This is a genomic window from Pseudomonas orientalis, assembly GCF_002934065.1.
Lineage (GTDB): Bacteria > Pseudomonadota > Gammaproteobacteria > Pseudomonadales > Pseudomonadaceae > Aquipseudomonas > Aquipseudomonas orientalis_A.
Window position 1 is genome coordinate 2,317,452 of record NZ_CP018049.1, and the last position, 19,798, is coordinate 2,337,249.

18 protein-coding genes and 1 pseudogene are annotated in these 19,798 nt (G+C 62.5%); 12 read left to right on the forward strand and 7 right to left on the reverse strand.

What is annotated here, in order from left to right; all coding sequences use genetic code 11:
* Nucleotides 1-65 precede the first annotated feature (65 nt).
* Nucleotides 66-1,457, reverse strand: coding sequence for an alginate export family protein (locus BOP93_RS10595; protein WP_104502558.1), 1,392 nt, complete (start codon nucleotides 1,455-1,457; stop codon nucleotides 66-68).
* Nucleotides 1,454-2,350, reverse strand: a complete 897-nt coding sequence (locus tag BOP93_RS10600; protein WP_104502559.1) for a VOC family protein — start codon at nucleotides 2,348-2,350, stop codon at nucleotides 1,454-1,456. The genes BOP93_RS10595 and BOP93_RS10600 overlap by 4 nt, the downstream gene beginning before the upstream one ends.
* A gap of 147 nt (nucleotides 2,351-2,497) precedes the next feature.
* Here BOP93_RS10600 and BOP93_RS10605 point away from each other — a divergent pair.
* A pseudogene (locus tag BOP93_RS10605) lies at nucleotides 2,498-3,573 on the forward strand (NAD(P)-dependent alcohol dehydrogenase).
* 176 nt (nucleotides 3,574-3,749) lie between these two features.
* Here the strand turns inward: BOP93_RS10605 and BOP93_RS10610 are convergent.
* Nucleotides 3,750-4,322, reverse strand: coding sequence for a LuxR C-terminal-related transcriptional regulator (locus tag BOP93_RS10610; RefSeq protein WP_104502560.1), 573 nt, complete (start codon nucleotides 4,320-4,322; stop codon nucleotides 3,750-3,752).
* A 128-nt stretch (nucleotides 4,323-4,450) separates the two neighbouring features.
* Here BOP93_RS10610 and BOP93_RS10615 point away from each other — a divergent pair, with 128 nt between their 5' ends.
* From BOP93_RS10615 to BOP93_RS10640, 6 genes are all read left to right on the forward strand, one after another.
* On the forward strand, nucleotides 4,451-5,629 hold the full coding sequence (locus tag BOP93_RS10615; protein ID WP_104502561.1) for an acetyl-CoA acetyltransferase: 1,179 nt from the start codon (nucleotides 4,451-4,453) through the stop codon (nucleotides 5,627-5,629).
* 3 nt (nucleotides 5,630-5,632) lie between these two features.
* Entirely contained in the window at nucleotides 5,633-7,162 is a 1,530-nt protein-coding gene (locus BOP93_RS10620) for a class I adenylate-forming enzyme family protein (RefSeq protein ID WP_104502562.1), read from the forward strand.
* Nucleotides 7,163-7,195: 33 nt separating this feature from the next.
* Nucleotides 7,196-8,515 carry an MFS transporter gene (locus BOP93_RS10625; protein WP_104502563.1) on the forward strand — a complete coding sequence of 440 codons (1,320 nt, stop codon included), beginning with the start codon at nucleotides 7,196-7,198 and terminating at the stop codon, nucleotides 8,513-8,515.
* 77 nt (nucleotides 8,516-8,592) lie between these two features.
* Nucleotides 8,593-9,147: a histidine phosphatase family protein gene (locus BOP93_RS10630; protein WP_104502564.1), complete on the forward strand. Its 555-nt coding sequence runs from the start codon at nucleotides 8,593-8,595 to the stop codon at nucleotides 9,145-9,147.
* A 45-nt stretch (nucleotides 9,148-9,192) separates the two neighbouring features.
* On the forward strand, nucleotides 9,193-9,948 hold the full coding sequence (cobF, locus tag BOP93_RS10635; RefSeq protein ID WP_065884716.1) for a precorrin-6A synthase (deacetylating): 756 nt from the start codon (nucleotides 9,193-9,195) through the stop codon (nucleotides 9,946-9,948).
* Nucleotides 9,949-9,960: 12 nt separating this feature from the next.
* Entirely contained in the window at nucleotides 9,961-10,680 is a 720-nt protein-coding gene (locus tag BOP93_RS10640; RefSeq protein ID WP_104502565.1) for an alpha/beta hydrolase, read from the forward strand.
* A 114-nt stretch (nucleotides 10,681-10,794) separates the two neighbouring features.
* On the opposite strand, the gene BOP93_RS10645 is transcribed toward BOP93_RS10640, so the two are convergent.
* Together BOP93_RS10645 and BOP93_RS10650 are read right to left on the reverse strand one after the other, a co-directional pair.
* The gene (locus tag BOP93_RS10645) at nucleotides 10,795-11,349 is read right to left on the reverse strand and encodes a hypothetical protein (RefSeq protein ID WP_104502566.1); all 555 of its coding nucleotides are present in this window, start codon (nucleotides 11,347-11,349) and stop codon (nucleotides 10,795-10,797) included.
* 72 nt (nucleotides 11,350-11,421) lie between these two features.
* Nucleotides 11,422-13,230, reverse strand: coding sequence for a monovalent cation:proton antiporter-2 (CPA2) family protein (locus tag BOP93_RS10650; protein ID WP_104502567.1), 1,809 nt, complete (start codon nucleotides 13,228-13,230; stop codon nucleotides 11,422-11,424).
* 256 nt (nucleotides 13,231-13,486) lie between these two features.
* Between BOP93_RS10650 and BOP93_RS10655 the strand changes: the two genes are divergently transcribed.
* Both BOP93_RS10655 and BOP93_RS10660 read left to right on the forward strand, forming a co-directional pair.
* On the forward strand, nucleotides 13,487-15,043 hold the full coding sequence (locus tag BOP93_RS10655; protein ID WP_104502568.1) for a DUF726 domain-containing protein: 1,557 nt from the start codon (nucleotides 13,487-13,489) through the stop codon (nucleotides 15,041-15,043).
* Nucleotides 15,044-15,081: 38 nt separating this feature from the next.
* A complete protein-coding gene (locus tag BOP93_RS10660) occupies nucleotides 15,082-16,401 on the forward strand; it encodes an Nramp family divalent metal transporter (RefSeq protein ID WP_104502569.1) in 1,320 nt (439 codons plus the stop codon).
* Nucleotide 16,402: 1 nt separating this feature from the next.
* Here BOP93_RS10660 and BOP93_RS10665 read toward each other — a convergent pair whose 3' ends face one another.
* Entirely contained in the window at nucleotides 16,403-17,335 is a 933-nt protein-coding gene (locus BOP93_RS10665; RefSeq protein ID WP_104505268.1) for a LysR family transcriptional regulator, read from the reverse strand.
* A gap of 115 nt (nucleotides 17,336-17,450) precedes the next feature.
* On the opposite strand from BOP93_RS10665, the gene BOP93_RS10670 reads away from it, so the two are divergent.
* The 3 genes from BOP93_RS10670 to BOP93_RS10680 all read left to right on the forward strand — a co-directional run bounded on the left by BOP93_RS10670 (nucleotide 17,451) and on the right by BOP93_RS10680 (nucleotide 18,662).
* Nucleotides 17,451-17,939 (forward strand): DMT family transporter, encoded by a 489-nt coding sequence (locus BOP93_RS10670; RefSeq protein ID WP_104502570.1) that lies wholly within the window; start codon nucleotides 17,451-17,453, stop codon nucleotides 17,937-17,939.
* Between the two features lie 4 nt (nucleotides 17,940-17,943).
* The gene (locus tag BOP93_RS10675; protein ID WP_104502571.1) at nucleotides 17,944-18,399 is read left to right on the forward strand and encodes a DMT family transporter; all 456 of its coding nucleotides are present in this window, start codon (nucleotides 17,944-17,946) and stop codon (nucleotides 18,397-18,399) included.
* 89 nt (nucleotides 18,400-18,488) lie between these two features.
* Entirely contained in the window at nucleotides 18,489-18,662 is a 174-nt protein-coding gene (locus BOP93_RS10680) for a metallothionein (protein ID WP_083203250.1), read from the forward strand.
* Between the two features lie 106 nt (nucleotides 18,663-18,768).
* Here the strand turns inward: BOP93_RS10680 and BOP93_RS10685 are convergent, their stop codons facing one another.
* The gene (locus tag BOP93_RS10685) at nucleotides 18,769-19,797 is read right to left on the reverse strand and encodes a purine-nucleoside phosphorylase (RefSeq protein WP_104502572.1); all 1,029 of its coding nucleotides are present in this window, start codon (nucleotides 19,795-19,797) and stop codon (nucleotides 18,769-18,771) included.
* Between the last annotated feature and the right edge of the window lies 1 nt (nucleotide 19,798).

Below are 19,798 nucleotides of genomic sequence, written 5' to 3' on the forward strand. Positions count from 1 at the left end.
GGTGAAAACCACGCCACTATTGCGTCAAAGCCGACGCGCGGCTTGTATCGGTGTGCTTGCCGGCGTTACCAGCTGAACTTGAGTTCCATGCCCAGGTAGTTGCTGTCGTGTCCGCCGGCATCGCGCAGGGTCTGGCCGACCGCGTAGTGCACGGCTTCGACCGCGCCGGTCAGGTTCGACGTGAAGGCGTAGTCGGTTCTCAACTGGCCGTAGGCGCCGGTCCAGCGTTCACCTTGGCCTGCGGTGCCGGCGACCGGCACGCTGGGCTGGGTGTAGACGGCATCGGCAGTGGTTTGCCGCCACAACAGGCCGACGGCGGTTTGCACGCTGAGCCTGGCGATGGGCTTGACGGTGATCGACGGCTTGACGTGGATCAGGTTGCTGTAGCCGGTATAGCCCGCCAGGGAAAAATAGTAGCCGTTGGGGAACAGCGGGTTGAAGGTGCCGACCGTGCCGTCACCGCTTTTACGGTCGCCGGAGGCAATGTCCAGTTGCAGGCCCACGCGCGGTTTCCACGCCAGGCTGTCAAAGGTGTAGCCGGTGCGGCTGCCGCCGGCCCAGGCGCGGATGTTCTTGCTGCCCACCGAGCCGCCTTGAAGCATGGCTTCGATGTCCCAGTCGAACCCCTGTGCCTCGCCCCCCAGGCGCGCATCGAACAACTGGCGCGTCTCGTCGCCATCGGCGTCCAGGTAGTGCGCGGCACTGCGTTCGTACACGCCGTAGTAGGCCGACAGCTCGTTCGTGCCGCCCACCAGGCGCTCGACCCGCAGCAGGTGAAAGCGCGCATCGCTGTTGGATTTGTCGTCGAAATGCCGGCCATCCTGGTACTGCACCGGTTGGCTGGCGATCCCGATAAAGCGCCAGTTCGGCGTTTCCCAGTCGGCCCACAACGCATCGAACGACTGCCGCACGTTCGGGCCGTCCCGTGACGAAATGAAGCGCTGCAAGTCGAAGGCGAAATCCTGACGGCCGATCCGGCTCTTGAACGTGCCGCTGCTGAAGGTGTTCACGTATTCGGCAAAGGCCAGGCGCAGATCCACACGGTTCTGATCGGCGCCGCCGATCGTGGTCTTGTCATACGCGCGCACGTCTTCAAGCTGGGTGAACACGCGCCAGTGCTGATTCAAGTGCAGGTCGGCATGCACCTGAAAGCGCTGGATCAAATAGCGGTCACGGGCCACGTTCTTTACGCCGAAACCGCTGGCGTCATTCATCTCGAAGCGCTCGCGCAAGGTCGCGCCCAGGGACAGGTAGGTGAACGGGTCGGTACCGGACAGCGGGATATACTTGAGGTTGTCCAGTGGCTGCGTGCGCAGCGCCGGGTCCTTGAGCACCGACCAGTCTTCCTGCCAGCGATTGGCCTTGATCGCCGGTCGGCTCGGTTGATCCTCGGCATGGACGCTGCCGACCAGCAGCGGCCACAGCACGGCCAGGCTCCAGCCTGTGTGACGAATCATTTTGCCGCGGTGAGCTGGTGAATTTCCGCGACATAACCGCCGGGGAATTCAACCAGTGCGCTGCGCCGACCCTTGCTGTCGAACGCGGGCACCAGCACCTTGGCCCCGGACCCTGTGGCCTTGCCGAGGGTCGTGGCCAGGTCGCTGACCTGATAACCGGTGGTGTCGTGGCCGAACGGGTAGGGCAGTTGGCCGTTGGTGACCAGCACGGTCATGCGCCCGAAGGGCGATTCGAGCTCCACACGTCGGTAAGTGCCGCCCGCCTGGCCGACATCAACGGCGGGAGCGTGCGTGTCGTCGCTCACGACCTTGCCGTGGGAGAAACCGAGGAACGCCTTGATAAAGCGCTCGGCGCTGTCGTTGGAGACATACACGCGGTTTTCCGGAATGGTCTCGAACGCCGCGTAATCCGGGGTCTTGGTGTGCCAGTAGAGTTGCATGTTGACGCCGCCCGGCCACTGCACCACCGCGTCCCGGCCGATGGGGTCGGGAAAGTCGCTGACGATCACATCGGCGCCGTTCTCCCGCGCGGCCTTGAGGGCCACGTCCATGTCCTTGACCAGATAGCCGTTACGCTCCTGGCCGAAGGGGTGCGGTACGGGCGTGGTAAAGCCGAACAACGATACCGTGCCCGCCGGGGTCTGCAGCAATTGCGAGGTGGTACTGCTCGGCACCGGCAGTACATTCACCACCACCTGGGGCGTGCTTTTGCCGCCGAACGTGGCAAGGAAACTCCGGGCGAAACGCTCGACATCGGCCGGCGCCACATACACGTGGCTGGTGTCATATTGTGGCGCCACGGCGACGCCTGGGGTGGCGGCCAGCGCGCAGTTGATCATTGCGCTTGCCAACAGCGTCAGTGCCACGAATACCTTGATTGCTTTGTTACGCATGCCCACTCTCCAGCGCTTGTGCAGGTTCGAAAGCCGTGAGGTTAGGGGGCACGGCGCAGCGCGAATTGTATGGACGTGCTCGGTTGAACGTTTCAGCGGCCCGGCGTGTCCACCGCACTCTTCCGTCAGATCACGCAGATGAACGAAATGGCCAAGACTTACAGCTACGCCGCTCGGGGCTCCAAGGATTCGCTCAAGCCCTTTGCCTTTGAGCGCCGCGCCCCCGGGACGGATGACGTACAGATCGACATTCTTTATTGCGGGTGTGCCATTCCGACCTGCACACCGCTCGCAACGAGTGGAACAACACCCTTTATCCTTCGGTGCCCGGCCATGAAATCGTCGGCCGTGTGACGGCGGTCGGCGCCAATGTAACGAAGTTCAAGGTGGGTGACCTGGCCGGTGTCGGCTGTATGGTTGACAGCTGCCAACACTGCGCATCCTGTGCCGAGGGCGAGGAGCAGTATTGCGAGAACGGCTTCACCGGCACCTATAACGGGCCGCTGTTCGGCGGTGAAAACACCTATGGCGGCTATTCTGACAACATCGTGGTCAAGGAGCCGTTCGTGCTGCGCATTTCCCACGGTGACACCCACCTGGCGGCGGTGGCGCCGTTGCTGTGTGCCGGGATTACCACCTATTCGCCGCTGCACCACTGGAAGGTCGGCCCGGGCAAGAAAGTCGGGGTGGTCGGCCTCGGCGGGCTTGGGCATATGGCGGTGAAGATTGCCCACGCCATGGGCGCCCATTTGACGCTGTTCACCACTTCACCGAACAAGCGCGAAGACGGCCTGCGCCTGGGCGCCGATCAGGTGGTGGTGTCGAAGAACGCGGATGAAATGGCCAGGGTTGCCAACAGCCTGGACTTCATCCTCAACACCGTCGCTGCGCCGCATGACCTGGATGCCTTTATCAGCTTGCTCAAGCGCGACGGCACCATGACCCTGGTCGGTGCGCCTGACAGTCCGCATCCGTCGCCTGCGGTGTTCAACCTGATCTTCAAGCGTCGCAGCCTGGCGGGTTCGTTGATCGGGGGGATTCAGGAAACCCAGGAGATGCTCGACTTTTGTGCCCAGCACGGGATTGTTTCGGATATTGAGATGATTGATATCCAGGGTATCAATGAGGCGTATGAGCGGATGCTCAAGGGCGATGTGAAATATCGGTTTGTGATTGATATGGAGAGTTTGAAGCAGGAGAGTCGTGCGGCCAGTGTGGCTTGACCGTTCGCTTTGTGTCGATCCCGGTCCAGATGTGGGAGGGGGCTTGCCCTCTGTAGGAGCGAGCTTGCTCGCGAAAAACGTCAACGATAACGCGTGCTTCCGGAATGAACGCGGCGCCTGTGAGTTTTTCGCGAGCAAGCTCGCTCCTACCCTGGCTGGTATTGGGGCTTGCCCCCTCACGCCACCATGATGATCTTCGATACCAACTCCACCACCGTCTTGGCCTGCAATTTCCTCATCAACCGCGCCCGGTGCACTTCCACCGTGCGATGGGATATGCCCAAACGCAACGCGATTTCCTTGGATTTGAGTCCGTTGACAATATGCATGGCGATTTCCCGCTCCCTTGGCGTGAGGTCCCCTGTGCCCTGGTGACTGCGGTCCAGGCGTTCGAAGTGCCAGATCATCAGCTTGAACGGGTCCTTGGGGGTGAGGGTGTAGCCATGGGATTTGGCCCAGAACACCTCGCCGTTGCGATGCTGCATGAAACGCTCGTCGGAATAAAAACCGTTGTCGCTGTCAAGCAGCCAATCATGGCTGCGCTTGCCAATGGCTTGGTAGTCGGCCTGGGACGGGTAGATCAGCAAGGTCAATTGATTGACCAGCGCTTGGCGGGTATAGCCGAACAGTTTCAGGAACGCGTCGTTGCAGTCGAGGATCACGCGGTTGCTGGTGACCAACTGCGGAGCGGGGGACAGTTTGAACGCCAGGCGTTCGAGGTCTTTCAATGGCTGGGTAAACACGGTCATGGCATCCTGCCTCGTTGTTCAACTCACTGGCGGACTACTTATCCATGTAAGTAGTTACACGAATTGGCCCGCGCCCTGAGGTGGGTCATTGTAGGGAAAGTCCGGTTCAAGCACAGAAGAAATTGATTATGCCTGTTGATTGCGTGTCTATCGTTGCCGCTGGTCATTCGCGTTTTGGTCGCCTGGAAGGCATCACGCTGGAGGATCTGATTGTTCAGGTCACGCGTGAGGCCCTCAGCGATGCCAGCCTCGAGGCATCGCAGATCGACGCGCTGTTCCTGGGGCACTTCAATGCCGGGCTGGTGCCCGATGGCTTTGCCGCTTCGTTGCTGTTGCAGGCCGACCCCGGGCTGCGCTTCAAGCCGGCCACGCGCTGTGAGAACGCCTGCGCATCCGGTTCGGCGGCGATCCAGGCCGGGGTCAATGCGATCCTGTCCGGCAGCGCCGAGTTGGTGCTGGTGGTGGGCGCCGAAAAAATGACCCACACCTCCACGGCCGCCGTTACCCAGGCGCTGGCCGGCGCCGGTTACCAGAACGACGCGGCCGAGGCCGGCCTGAGTTTCCCGCAGCTGTTCGGCCGCGCCGCACGCCAATACGCCGAGCGCTACCACAGCCCGCTGGGCTCGATGGCGGCGATCGCCACCAAGAACCACTCCAATGCCATGGCCAACCCGTTGGCGCAGATGCACCGGGAGATGAATTTCGAGCATTGCAACAACGTGTCCCAGAGCAACCCGTTCGTGGCCGAGTCGCTGCGCCTCACCGATTGCTCGCTGATCAGCGACGGTGCGGCGGCGATCATCCTGGCTTCACCCAAGCGGGCGCGGGCGTTTCGTCGCGATGTGCAGATTCGCGCGATGACCCAGGTCAATGACACCTTGCCCATCGCCCAGCGCGACATCCTCGCGTTTGAAGGTCCGCAGCGGGCGATTCATGGGGCGTTGCGCGGGGCGAACGTAACCCTGGCCGACCTGAGTTTCGCCGAGGTGCACGATTGCTTCACCATCGCCGAGCTGCTGATCTACGAAGCCATGGGCCTGGCGCCCAAAGGCGAGGGGCACCGTGTGCTCGACAGCGGCGTGGTGCGCGCCGGTGGGCGCTTGCCGGTGAACCTGTCCGGCGGGCTCAAGGCCAAGGGCCATCCCGTCGGCGCGACCGGCGTCTCGATGCATGCCCTGGCGTTCCGGCAATTGACCGGCGAGCCGATCGGCCTGGCGGTGCCCAACGCCGAGTTCGGGCTGGTGTTCAACATGGGGGGCATGGCGGTGGCCAACTACGCCTCGGTCCTGCATGCGCGCCGGTACTGAGTGATGAACATTGCCAACTGGTTGCACGACACCCAGCGTCGCGACCCGCAACGCCCGGCATTGTTCGACGGCGCCCGGCAAGTGGCCGACTACGCCACCTTCACCGCTCATGTGCGCCAGCGCGCCGCGCAGTTGCTGGACCAACACGGCGTGCAGCCGGGGGATGCGGTGGCAGTGCTGATGAAAAACAGCTGCGACTACCTGGAGTTGCTCTACGCCATCTGGTGGATAGGGGCGGTGGCGGTGCCGATCAACGCCAAGCTGCATCCGACCGAGGCGGCGTGGATCGCCGATAACGCCCAGGCCCGCTTGATCTTTACCGATGGCGGCCGGGTGTTTTCATCGCGGGATCTGCCCCTGTGCTGCACGGAGGTCGATGGCCGCGTGCTGCCGCCTGACCGTGGCGGGTCGACACTGGAGCAACCGGTGCCGCGCCAGGATCACGACCTCGCCTGGCTGTTCTACACCTCCGGCACCACCGGGCGTTCCAAGGGGGTGATGCTGTCCCATGGCAATCTGATCGCCATGTCGTTGTGTTACGCCACCGATGTCGACCCGGTGAGCGCCGACGATGCGGCGCTGTATGCCGCGCCGATGTCCCACGGCGCCGGGCTCTATAACTTCATTCACGTACGCTGCGGCGCGCGCCATGTGGTGCCGGCATCCAACGGTTTTGACGCCGCCGAGCTGTTTGGCCTGGCGGCCGAGCTGGGCAGTGTTTCGCTGTTTGCCGCGCCGACCATGGTCAAGCGCATGGTCGAGCAGGCGCGGCGCCAGGGCTACAGTGGCGAAGGCATCAAGACCATTGTCTACGGCGGTGGCCCGATGTATTTGGCCGACTTGCGCGACGCCATCGACACCTTCGGCGCCCGTTTGGTGCAGATCTACGGTCAGGGCGAGAGCCCGATGACCATCAGCGTGCTGCCCCGCGGGCTGATTGCCGACCGCCAGCGCCCTGACTGGGCGACCCTGGCCGCGTCCGTTGGTTATGCGCAAGCCTGCGTGGAAATCCGCATTCTCGATACCGGGCACCAACCGCTGCCCACGGGAACGCGCGGCGAAATTGCCGTAAGAGGCGCCACGGTCATGCAGGGGTACTGGCGTAACCCCGACGCCACCCGCCAGGCCCTGGTCGATGGCTGGTTGCTGACCGGTGATATCGGCTTTCTCGACCCCGCCGGCTACCTGACCCTGACGGATCGCTCCAAGGATGTGATTATCAGCGGCGGCAGCAACGTGTATCCGCGCGAAGTCGAGGAAGTGCTGGCCCAGCATCCCGAGGTGTTTGAAGTGTGCGTGGTGGGTGAGCCAGACCCGCAATGGGGCGAGTCAGTGGTGGCATTTGTGGTCACGCGCAGCGGCCGGCCCCTCGACGAAGGCGAGCTGACGGCATGGTTCCTGGCGCGCATGGCGTCGTTCAAAAAACCGAAAAAATACGTGTGGCGCAACGAATTGCCCAAGAACAGCTACGGCAAAATCCTCAAGACCGACTTGCGGCAATGGCTCAAAGCAGCGAGTATCGCCGCGCTTTAGCATGGATCGACAAACAGACAAGGAGTCCCCTCGATGGGCAATCACGCGCACGACACTGTCCGCAAACGCCGCCGCGCGTTTCTCGGTGCCACCTCCGGCCACTTGATCGAGTGGTACGACTATGGCGTCTACGGCTTTCTTGCCGTCTATATCGGCCAGGCGTTCTTCGTCTCCGACGACCCCACCACCAGCCTGCTGGCCAGTTTTGCCGCGTTCGCCCTGAGCTTCTTCATCCGGCCCCTGGGCGGGCTGTTCTTCGGCCCGCTGGCGGACAAGATCGGCCGGCGTAAAACCCTGATCATGGCGCTGGTGATGATGACCGGCTCCACGGTGATGCTCGGTTTGCTGCCCACGTACGCGACCCTGGGCATCGCCGCCCCGATTCTGTTGATCCTGGTGCGCTGTGTACAAGGCTTCTCGGCGGGCGGTGAAATCGGCACGGTCACCAGCTTCATTTCCGAATACGCCGGTCCCGGCCGACGCGGCTTTGCCACCTGCTGGTTGATGGTCACCGCCGTGCTTGGCCTGCTGCTGGGCGGCGCCGTGGCCAATGGCATGACCTGGGTGCTGGGCGCCGACATGATGCAGGACTGGGCCTGGCGCGTGCCGTTCCTGATTGCCGCGCCCCTGGGCTTCATTTCCATGTACATCCGCCTCAAGCTCGAAGACAGCCCCGAGTTCCTTGCCCTGCAACGCGCCGGGCAAACTTCTCGCGCACCCCTGCGTGAAGTCTGGCAGTGGAAGCGCGCGATTGCCCTGGTGTTCTTCATCATCACCTTGCACAGCTCGATTTTTTACCTGGTGCTGACCTTTGCCTCGACCTACATGGCCAAGATTCTCAAGTTCGACAGCGGCACCACCTTGCTTTATGTGTTCGTCGCCAGTTTCTCGGCGGCCTTCGTCATGCCGTTCGGCGGCGCCTTCACCGATAAGTACGGGCGCAAGCCGTTCCTGATGGTGATCGGCACCTTGGCGACCCTGGCGATGTTCTGGCTGTTCAAGATGGCACCGACCGCCACGCCGGCAACCTTCTTCGCGCCGTTAATGGCGGTGGCGATTCTGTTCGGCCTGTACGCTTCGTCTACCTATGCGCTGATGAGCGAACTGCTGCCCACGCGCATCCGTTCCACCGGGATTGCCGTTGCGTACAACGTGCCGGTCGCGGTGTTTGGCGGCAGCGCGCCGCTGATCTCCACCTGGCTGATCAAGGTGACCGGTGACATCACCTCGCCCTGGTACTTCTATGTGGCGACCGGGGTGGTGTCGCTGATCGCGTTGGTGCTGCTGCGCAAGGAGGACTTCGTGGCCAGCACCAGCCCGGCGGCAGTGCCTGCGGCGGCGGCATTGGCTTGAGGGCGCGGTCGCCGGGCGTTGCATTGAGGCGTTAACTGCGCCAGGCTTGGCGGCCTGATCCCGGCGGAGCGAATGGCGTGCAGGCTACCCGATTGACCCTGATCTGCCATGCGGCCACGGCGGCGCAGAAACAGGCACGTTTTGCCGATGACGAGTCGCTGCTCATGGACTGGCAAGACGCGCAACTGTCTTTGGCAGGCCATTACCCCAAGGCTGTGCGCCTGGTGTGCGGGCCGGAGGCGCGAACCCGGCAGACGGCCGCGTTATTTGGTGCGCAGCCGTGCATCGAAGAGTCGCTGCGCGATCTGGACCTGGGGCACTGGAAAGGCCAGGCAATCGGCGATCTCGACAACGATGGGATGAACACCTGGCTCACCGACAGCGCCGCCGCACCCCATGGCGGCGAGTCGGTGGAGCAGTTGTGCACGCGGGTCGGGGACTGGATCAAGTCCCAGGAACGTCAGCCCGGCCATGTGCTGGCAGTGACCCATCCGTTCGTTATCCGCGCTGCGCTGCTGTTCGTCATGCAGTGCCCAGTCTCGATGTTCTACCGGATCGACGTTGAACCGCTGTCGCGCACCGAACTGCGCTTCAATGCAGTCTGGCGCCTGCGTCTGGAAACTCACGCCTGACCCCCTGATCATGGCAAAATCCACGCTCCGCAATGAGAGCAACCCATGAAACGCATCCTGATCATCGGCATCGGCGCCGGCAACCCCGACTACATCACGATGCAGGCCGTGAAGGCGCTGAACCGCACCGACGTGTTCTTCCTGATGGACAAGGGCCAGAGCAAGGACAAACTGATCGACCTGCGGCGTGAAATCTGCGAGACCTACATCACCGAGCCTGGCTATCGCTTTGTCGAGGCCGATTGCCCTGAGCGCGCGCGCGGTGATATCGACTACACCACCGCCGTGCGGGACCTCAACCGCGACAAGCAGCAAACCTTCGAGCGTATGATCAACGAGGAAATGGCCGACGGCGAAGTGGGCGCGTTTCTGGCCTGGGGTGACCCGGCGTTGTACGACAGCACTATTCGCATCCTGCAGGCGATCCTGGCCGACGGCCGCTGTGAATTCGAGTTTGAGGTGATCCCCGGCATCACCAGCGTGCAGGCCCTGGCGGCCCGGCATAAAGTGCCGTTGAACCGGATCGGTAAATCCATCGAAATCACCACCGGGCGGCGCCTGGCGGCGGGGCAGGCGAGTGATGCCGACACCCTGGTGGTGATGCTCGATGCCGAAGATTCCTACCGCAGCGTGGCCGATCAAGACCTGGACATCTATTGGGGCGCCTACCTGGGCACGCCGGACGAAATCCTGATCAGCGGCAAAGTGGCTGACGTGGCGCAAGATATCCAACGGGTACGCAAGGCTGCGCGGCTCGCCAATGGCTGGATCATGGACACCTATTTGTTGCGCAAACCCTGAGGGACAGTTTCCATGCTCAAATTGCTCGCGCTCACCCTGACCCTGCTGGCCGGTGTCGCCCAGGCGGATGCCGACCTGCACACCGACTTGCCGCTGTCGTACCTGGAGCAAACCCAGGGCGATTCACGCAACCAACCGCTGGTGATTTTCCTGCATGGATTTGGCAGCAACGAGGAAGACCTGTTCGGCATCAAGGATGCGCTGCCCTCCACCTGGACCTACCTGTCGGTGCGTGCGCCGCTGCCGGTGGAGCCACGTGGCTATCGCTGGTTCACCAAGGCCCCCGGTGACGGTGATTACGATGGCGTGACCGCCGATCTGCACAGCAGCGCCAGGCTGATTGAAGACTTTGTGGCCAAGGCCACCGCCAAGTACCACACCATGAGTGATCGTGTGTTTCTGGTCGGGTTCAGCCAGGGGGCGATCATGTCCTATGAAGTGGGCTTGCGCAGGCCCGAGCTGCTGCGTGGCATAGCGGCCCTGAGCGGCAGTGTGTTGCCGGTGCTCAAGGCCGAGCTCAAGCAGGATGAAGCGTTGGCCAAGCTGGCGATCTTTATCGGCCATGGCACGTTGGACCAGGCGCTGCCTTATGCGTTGGGGACGCGGGCGAATGCGGTGCTCGAGGGGATTGGGTTGAAGCCGGAATTTCATGGGTATCCCGGGATGAACCATACGATCAGCGAAGCGGAAATCCAGGACCTGAAGTCTTGGCTGGAGAAGAGCCTGCGATAAACACGGTTAAAAATGTGGGAGGGGGCTTGCCCCCGATAGCGATCTTTCAGTCAAAGATATTGAGACTGACACACCGCTATCGGGGGCAAGCCCCCTCCCACATTGGAGATTGGCTTACTTGCCGCCGGTAATCTGCTTGACCAGTGCAGCATGCCCCTTCACATCATCCGCCCGCGATATCGCCTGGATCACCAGCAACTGATTGCCGGACCCGCCGAGAAAGGTGGAGTTCAACGTCTTGCCGCCGCCCTGGGTGGCGGTGCTGTCGACTTGCCGCAGGCCGAGGCCTTTGTAGGTGAGTTTTTTCTCGTTTTGCTTCTTGAAGTCGGGCAGGGCGGCGCTCTGGTTCTTGACGAAGTCGGCTACGGCGCCATCGAGGAACTGCGGGTCGTTGTCCTTGATGGCTACCCCATCGTTACGTACGGTTTCGGCGACGATCACCACGCTTTTGGTGGTGGCGTTGGCGTACAGGGTGCCCTGGGTATCGGCGGTGCCATCATCGGCTTTACCGGAAGGCAGGGTATCGGCGGTGTAGGCCTTGGGCAGGTCGAAGGTGAACTTGCCGCCCAGGGTGGAGATGGTTTGCGTGGTCGCCTTGGAGGCAGCCCATACGCTGCCGGCGGTAAGCGCAAGGACCAGCAGCAGTGCAGTCTTGGTGAACGTGGCCATGAAGCGCTCCAGAGATGAACGAAATTGCGGCGTATTCTGTCAGAAAATTCGCAAGATCGTTCACCTGCAGCCTCACACCTTGTCGGACTCTTCCTGCAGTCGATCCATCTCGAACAGGCGCGCCAGTTCGGTACGGGCTTCCTGGGCAGTCTGCATGACTTTGGCCGCATCGTCGTACACCGCATGCTGGGCGGCGAGGACCTGCTGGTCGTGGGCCTTGAAGCGGTCGATGCGCGCATCGGCCTGAGCCTGGCTCAAGCCGAGGCCGACCAGGGTGCGTCGGCTCATCTCCAGGCTGGAATAAAAGGTTTCACGCACCGGTGAGGCGTCCAGGTCCACCAGGCGGTGTACGTGCTGGCGGTTACGCGCGCGGGCGATGATCTTCATGTGCGGGTAGAGGTTGCGCACCAGTTCGGCGGTCTTGATGTTGATCTCCGGGTCATCCATGGCGATTACGAAGAACTCCGCCTGTTCGACCTTGGCCGCATGCAGGATTTCCGGGCGTTGCGGGTCGCCGTAGAACACCGGCATTCCGCCGAAACTGCGGGTCAGTTCGATGGTTTCCACCGACGTGTCCAGGGCAATGAACGAGACATTCTGCGCGCGCAGGATACGCGCGACGATCTGGCCCATCCGGCCCATGCCGGCAATCACCACACGCGGTGCATCGCCTTCGATGGCGCGGTATTCCTCGGGCACGTCCACCGACTTGACCTTGGGTTTGAACAGCTTCGGGCATATCAACAGCAACAGCGGGGTCACGGCCATGGACAGGGTGATGGTCAGCACCAGCACGTCGTAGAGGTGCGGTTCGAACAGGCCCTGGTCGCGACCGATCTTGAACACCACGAAGGCAAACTCACCACCGGCCGCCAGCACCACGCCCAGGCGCAGGGCGCTTTCACGATTGAGCTCACCCGCCATACGACCCACGGCATACAGCAGCGGCAGTTTCAATCCGATCAACAGCAAGGTCAGCCCGATCACCACCAGCGGTGTGCTGAGCAGCAGGCTGAGGTTGGCGCCCATGCCTACGCTGATAAAGAACAGACCCAGCAGCAGGCCCTTGAAGGGTTCGATCTGGGATTCCAGTTCGTGGCGGTATTCGGAGTCCGCCAGCAGCAGCCCGGCAAGGAAGGCGCCGAGGGCCATGGATACGCCCACCAGCTCCATCAACCAGGCGGTGCCGATCACCACCAGCAACGCGGTGGCGGTGGACACTTCGCGCAGGCCAGTCTTGGCAACGATGCGAAACACCGGGCGCAACAGGTAGCGCCCGCCGATGATCACCACGGCAATGCTGCCCAGGATCTGCAACACGTGCTGCACGCCCTGGGCTTCGGTGGTCGGATGATCGCTGCCGGCCAGCAGCGGCACCATGGCGATCAAGGGGATTGCCGCGATGTCCTGGAACAACAGGATCGCAAAGGCCAGGCGCCCATGGGGCTGGTTGAGTTCCTTGCGTTCGGCCAGGCTTTGCAGGCCGAACGCGGTGGAGGACAACGCCAGGCCCAGGCCCAGCACGATCGCGCTGTTCCATGACTGGCCAAACAGCCACAGCGCCACCACACCCATGACCAGGCCGGTGAGCAGCACCTGGGCCAGGCCTACGCCGAACACCGCCTTGCGCATTACCCACAAGCGTTTGGGCGAAAGCTCCAGGCCGATGATGAACAGCAACAGCACCACGCCCAATTCGGAGAACTGCGCCACGCTTTGCGGGTTGCCGATCAGGCCCAGCACCGAGGGGCCGATGATCACACCGGCGAACAGATAGCCCAGCACCGCGCCCAGTTGCAGACGCTTGGCCAAGGGCACGGCCAGCACGGCGGCGAACAGGAACACCACGGCTGCTTGTAAAAGGTTGCCTTCATGGGGCATTGCAAACTCCATTGTCTACTTGGATCAACAGCTGACGCCTTCATGGGCGAGGGCGCTATTAGAACGCGTTTTCGCATTTTGAAACTTGTATTTTTGATGCGAGGATCAACGAGTGCGGGGTCAGAGCCCGATTTTACAGGGCGCTGACAACGTCACGTGCAAACCATCCCTGCATAGCGACGCCCAGCGTTTTCATCTCGGTTTGATCGACGCTTTGTTACCATGGCCGTCCCTTGCCATCAGGAGTCACCGGCCCATGCAGCACCAGTGGGATGAAATGCACCGCACCCGCAAGCCCACGTTCGTCCTGTGCGGCGAGCCTCAGGGGGACGTGCTCAATCTCTATGTTCACGGTTATTCGGCGTTTTTCAGCCGGCAGCAGTTGGCTGGCTTCAAGGAACAACTGGCGGGCATTGAAGGCTCGACCAACCTGATGTTGTTCTGGCCGGCGGGGCACTTTCTGGAAAACCTGTTTGCACCGTTCAAGGAGGTGATCGCCTCGATGCTTGGCGGGGGTGGCCTGGGCGCGGCGACGGTGGGGGTGGGCAAGGCGATTGCCTACTTTCTTGACCATTATAAAAGTGTCGAGGCGCGGGTTGATGAAGTGGCCAGGACCTTGTTGCCTGAGCTGGCGAGCTACCTGCACGCCGAATCGCTGCAGGTGCGACAAATCAATCTTATCGGGCACTCCCTGGGTGCGCGGATCCTGGTCAAGAGTGTTCTGGCCAACCCTGAAGTCGCCCATGAACTGCCGCTGAACAATGTATTGCTGATGGGCGGGGCGATCTGTACGTCGAGCCCCTGGGAAGAGGTGACGGCGCCGCTCAGGGGGCGGGTGATCAATTGCCATTCCAGTAAGGACTGGGCACTGGCGATGAAGCCGGACACCGAGCGTTGCATAGGCCGCTATGCCATCGCGGTGACGCCTGCCCTGAAGGCCAAGGTCACCAATGTTCACCTGGCCAGCTTCGACCATGCCGCCTACTGGCCGCAGTTGAAAACAGTGGTGCAGTACACCGACCTGCTGCAGGAGCGCCGTGGCCTGATCCGCGCCGACCTGCGCAGCAGTGAAGTGCGCTTTGCCGAAGAAGACGCGGACCTGTTTCCGATCCTGGCGCAGGCGCGACCGGATGAGTTGAAGTTTCTCGCCGAGCTGATGGCCCAAAAGCGCAGTGCCTCGATTGATGCCGATGTGCGCGAACCGCGCAAGCTCGCCATCGAGTTGCAGCGCATGGGGGGCGACAGTTTCATGAACCTGGCCCGTGGTCACGGCGTGGCCTATCGCCAGATCGCCGAAGCGGTGGCGCAACGCTTGGGCATCAAGTTCGACGAGGCCGTTGCCAGCGTTGCCCTGGCGGATATCGAAGCGCAGGTGGCGGAAAAACTGATCGAGCAGTATCAGGACAAACTCAGCGCTGCCGACCGCCAGGCGTTCGACGCCGAGCTCAAGGCCGCGATGCAAAAAGAGCAAGGCGTGTTCACGCGTTTCAACATTGGCCGTTCGGCCACCACCGCCTTGAGCGGCACGGCATTGGCCGGACTTACCGGGTTTATTGTGCGGCGCGGCGCCGCCACGGCGATTCCGGTGGTGGGCCGGGCGGTGGCCGCCGCGATGTTGCTGGTCAGCGGCGTGCGGGCGTTTTCCGGGCCGGCTTATTCGATCACGACCTTGGCGGTGCTGGTGGTCGGCGTGATTCGCCAGCGCCTGGAACGTGAGGCGCTGAATCAGGAGCTGGACCTGGTGGTGCAAGTGGTCGAGGCGTTTGACCTGCCCCGGGAGACGGTGATGCGCACGGTCGCGTCGGACTGCTAAGCTGGCACCCTGACTTGTGTGTTTGCCTGGGATACCGCGTGAAATTCAGCCTGCCGAAAATTGCTACCGCCCCCTTCTGCCCGCCGGAAGTGGCCGGCTCCGTTGCCGTTGACCCCAAAGCGTCTTTTTTCAAGCGCGCCCTGATGTTCGCCGGCCCCGGCCTGTTGATCTCCATCGGCTACATGGACCCCGGCAACTGGGCGACTGCCATCGAAGCCGGGTCGCGCTATGGCTACAGCCTGTTATTTGTAGTGTTGCTGGCGAGTCTCGCGGGGATGGCGGTGCAGTGCCTGTGCTCGCGGCTGGGTATCGCGACCGGCAAGGACCTGGCGCAACTGTGCCGCGAGCGCTACAGCAAGCGCTCGGCACGCACACAGTGGGTGTTGGCGGAAATTTCCATCATTGCCACCGACCTCGCCGAAGTGCTCGGCTGCGCCCTGGCGTTTCACCTGCTGCTCGGTGTATCGCTGACCACCGGTATCGTCATCACCGCCTTCGACACGCTGTTGATCCTGGCCTTGCAGAACCGTGGCTTCCGCCGGCTGGAAGCAATCATGCTGGCGCTGGTCGCGACCATTGGTGTGTGCTTCTTTATCGAACTGGTGCTGATCAAACCCTACTGGCCGGACGTGCTCAGTGGTTTCACCCCATCCCTGTCGGCCATCAGCGACGCCGCGCCGCTGTACCTGGCCATCGGCATCCTTGGTGCGACCGTGATGCCGCATAACCTCTACCTACACACCTCCATTGTGCAGACCCGCCTGATCGGCAAGGACCTGGCCAGCAAACAGGATGCGGTCAAGCTGGCACGCATCGACACCATTGGCTCGCTGGCCCTGGCGCTGATGGTCAACGCGGCCATCCTGGTGCTGGCGGCGGCAGCGTTCTACAAGACCGGCCATACCGACGTGGTGGAGATCCAGGACGCCTATCATCTGCTTGACCCGCTGGTCGGCGGCGCTTTTGCCAGCATCCTGTTCGGCATCGCCTTGCTGGCCTCCGGCCAGAGTTCGACCTTCACCGGCACGATCGCCGGGCAGGTGATCATGGAGGGTTACCTGAACCTGCGCATCCCGTGCTGGCAGCGCCGCCTGATCACCCGTGGGCTCGCGCTGATCCCGGCCTTTCTCGGGGTGTGGCTGATGGGCGACGACGCCATCGGCAAGCTGTTGATTCTGAGCCAGGTGGTCCTGAGCCTGCAGTTGCCCTTCGCGCTATACCCGCTGATCCGCATGACCGGCGACAAACAGTTGATGGGGCCGTTTGTTAATCGGCTGCCCACACGAATGCTGGCGTGGTTTCTGTTTGCGGTGATCAGTGGGGCGAATGCGTGGTTGATTGGACAGTGGGTGTTCTGACTTACCGATCCCAATACGGCACCGCCCCAAAACACTCCACAAAATAATCGATCACCGTCCGCACCTTCAGCGACAGCCTGCGGCTGCCCGGCCATAACGCCGCGATCTGCTGGGGCTCCAGGGTGGTTGCCACCTCGTATTCCGTCAGTACCGCCTGCAAGGTACCGGCGCGCAGGCTTTCGCCGATCAGCCAGGAGGGAAACACCACCAGCCCCAGGCCCTGTTCGGCGGCGTGGGTCAGGGTGTCGGCGTGGTTGCCGGTAATCGGGCCTTTGACGCTGTAGGCGCTCCAGTCGCCTTGGTCGCGACGCAAGAACCAGCGCTCCTGGCCTTTAATGCCCTTGTAGGCCAGGCATTGGTGATTGACGAGTTCGTCGGGATGGCGCGGCGTGCCGTGCCGCGCCAGGTAGGCGGGGCTGGCGGCGAGACGAAAGCGTTGCGGCGCGAAGATCCGCGCCTGCATGCTGGAATCATTGAGTACGCCGATGCGAAACAGCAGGTCGGTGCCGTCCTGCAGCGGGTCGACGAAGGTATCGGTTTGCTGGATGTCCAGTTGCAGCTTCGGATAGCGTCGGCACAGTTCCCCCAGCCACGGCGAAAGGTGGCGCTGGCCGAACACCATTGGCGCATTGATGCGCACCAGTCCGCTGGGTTCGCTGTCCTGCTCCTGCAGGGCCTGGCTGGCAGTCTCCAGTTGTTCGAGCATCAGCCGCGCATGCCGCCCGAGCAGGCGACCGGCTTCGGTGGGGCTCACGGCGCGGGTGTGGCGGTACAGCAACTGCTGGCCGAGGGCTTGCTCCATCAGTTGGATCTGCCGCGAAATCGAGGAGGGCGCAAGGCCTTCGCGGCGCGCTACCTCGGAAAAACTGCCTTGGTCCAGCACCGCGACGAACAGGCGCAGCGCCTTGAAACTCAACTCGTTCAAACCTTGCATGGTGGCTCCGGTCTGTGCGTTTTGCGCAAAGGTGTTGTCTGCATGCTGCCATTTATTGCACAGCTCGACCACCGGATAATGCGCCCCTGTTTTCTTCTTGAAGCGTGGGTGATGTATGCAGGCAGGTTCTATCGAAGGTACGGCCCAGTCGCGGCCGAACCGCAACATACTTCGGTTGCTGTTGCTGCCGTTGGTCATCCTGGCAGGCATGGGCCTGTCGGTGGAGGCCGGTTTGCTCGGACCATTGGGGGTGCAGGTCGGGCATTTATGGGCCACGTTGAGCATCTTTGGTGTCGGCTCGGCGATCCTGTTTCTGCTGTTGTTGTTCAGCGGCCCGCAAAAGGGCCCGGCTTTCACGCAACTGCCGCGCTGGCAGTTGATCGGCGGTTTCCTGGGGCCGATGTACGTGGTGGTGCTGACCCTGGCCACGCCCCATATCGGTGTGGCCATGACGATGATTGCGATCCTCTCCGGCCAGGTGGGCAAGAGCGTGCTGATCGACCATTTCGGCTGGTTCGGCACGGCGCGCAAGCGGGTCAATGTGGAGCGCTGGATAGCCCTGGCGTTGATTGTGGCGGCACTTGTTCTGATTGCACGAGGGTAAGGCGATGAATCTGATTGTGTTGTTGGTCGTGGTGGTCGCCGCAGGTGCGGTATTGAGCGTGCAGGCCGCCATCAACGGTCGTCTGGGCCAGACCGTCGGGGTGTTGCGCAGTAGCCTGCTGACCTTTGCGGTCGGTGCGCTCACCACCTCGCTGCTGATTTTTTTCTTTGAGCCCGCCCAGGCTGTCAGTTTGCTGGAGGTGCCCAAGTGGCAGTTGACCGGTGCCCTGTTCGGCGTGGTGTACATGATGGTAATGGTCGGCGCCGTGCCGGTGGTGGGTACGGCGGTTGCCACGGTAGCGGTGATCGTGGGGCAATTGGGCATGGGCATGCTGATCGACAACTTCGGCTGGCTGGGCAACCCCGCGATCGAGTTGTCCGGTAGCCGGATCGTAGCGATGCTGTGCCTGGCCCTGGCCCTGGTGTTCATGTATCGCAGCAATACGCGTCAGGCTGACTGATGGCGCTGAACCTTGGCGCCGTGCCTGGAGTCACTGTTTAAGGTGTGGCATTCGCCGCGCCGTGACGACCATGAAGAAGGAGTCTGACCATGCCGGATCAAACCTGTGCCTGCCCACACTGCAAATGCGTACTGGGTGTCGACGCGATAATGAAGGACGGCAAGGGCTACTGCTGCCAGGGCTGCGCCGAGCATCATGCGCACGGTGAGCCGTGCGCGGCGGCAACGGGATGCGAATGCGCCAAGTCGTCTGCCAACGCCTGAGATGATTGATCGGCGGGCCCTTGCCCCGATAGCGGTGATCAGCCAATCACGTACTGGCTGATGCATCGCTATCGGGAGCAAGCCCCCTCCCACAGTTGGATCTGTATCAGGCCTCTGGAACGCCTTTTTCCCAGGCCGACCAGTTGTTCAGGATCGCCTGTACCAGCGGATTGCCCGTGCGGTAGAGGTTCTCCAACGCCGGTACAAACCCACCCTGGTCGGCGTACTTGAGCAGGTTGTCCACTTCGCTGTAGCCCGGGTACGGGCGGTCAAAGTCGGAGCCTGCACGCACCACCGCCAGGCGCTGGATGTCCACCAGCCCTTCGCGGCTGGCGCGCAGCAGCGCTTCATAGGTGGAGTTGTCTTCCTGCTGGGTGGTGCAGTATTCGCCTTTGTTGTCCGTAAGCAGTTTGGTCCACACCTCGGCGCGTTCGCTCAGGCGGGTGCCGGAAAACCAGGTATTGCCCGCCAGGGTGTCGCAGCGTGTGACCTGGGGCGGCTGATTGGCCGGGGCGGCGGGGTAGTGCTTGCGCCAGGCGGCGGACTCCTTGCTTTCCGTCAGCTCCACTTTGTGCGACAAGGCAAACGCCTTGGCCTGCAGCTTTGGGTTGAGCTCGAACACTTCGGTCTTGTAGTCCAGCGGCGGTTTTTCATTGGGGCCCTTGGTGTTGATGCCGATATAACCCGTCGGCCAATCCTTGGGCGCGTCGCGGGAATCCAGCTCCCACTGCGTACCGAATTCCACCAGGTAATGCGCCCAGGCGGCCGTGCCGATGGTGCCATGCTTGGGGCTGATACCGGCAATCCCGGCGATCAGGAAATAGCTCTGGCGCAGGTCGAACCTGGGCGACAGGGCCAGTGCCAGGGTGGAGGCGGCGGCGTTGGTCTGGCCCATGCCGGTCACCAGCAGGCACACGTCCTGGGTGTTGCAGCGAATCGCCGGGTACTCGGCGGACAAGCCGGGCACGCGTACCTCCTGTTTGAGCTCCAGGCGATCGATCCAGGTTTGCGCCTCGGGGGCGAACATGGTGATCAGCACCACCTTGGGCTTGATCGGCGCAGCGCTGTCCGCCAGCACCACGTGGGACAGCAGGGCGAGGCCTGCGGCCATCGAGAGGCGGGTAAAAGTTTTCATC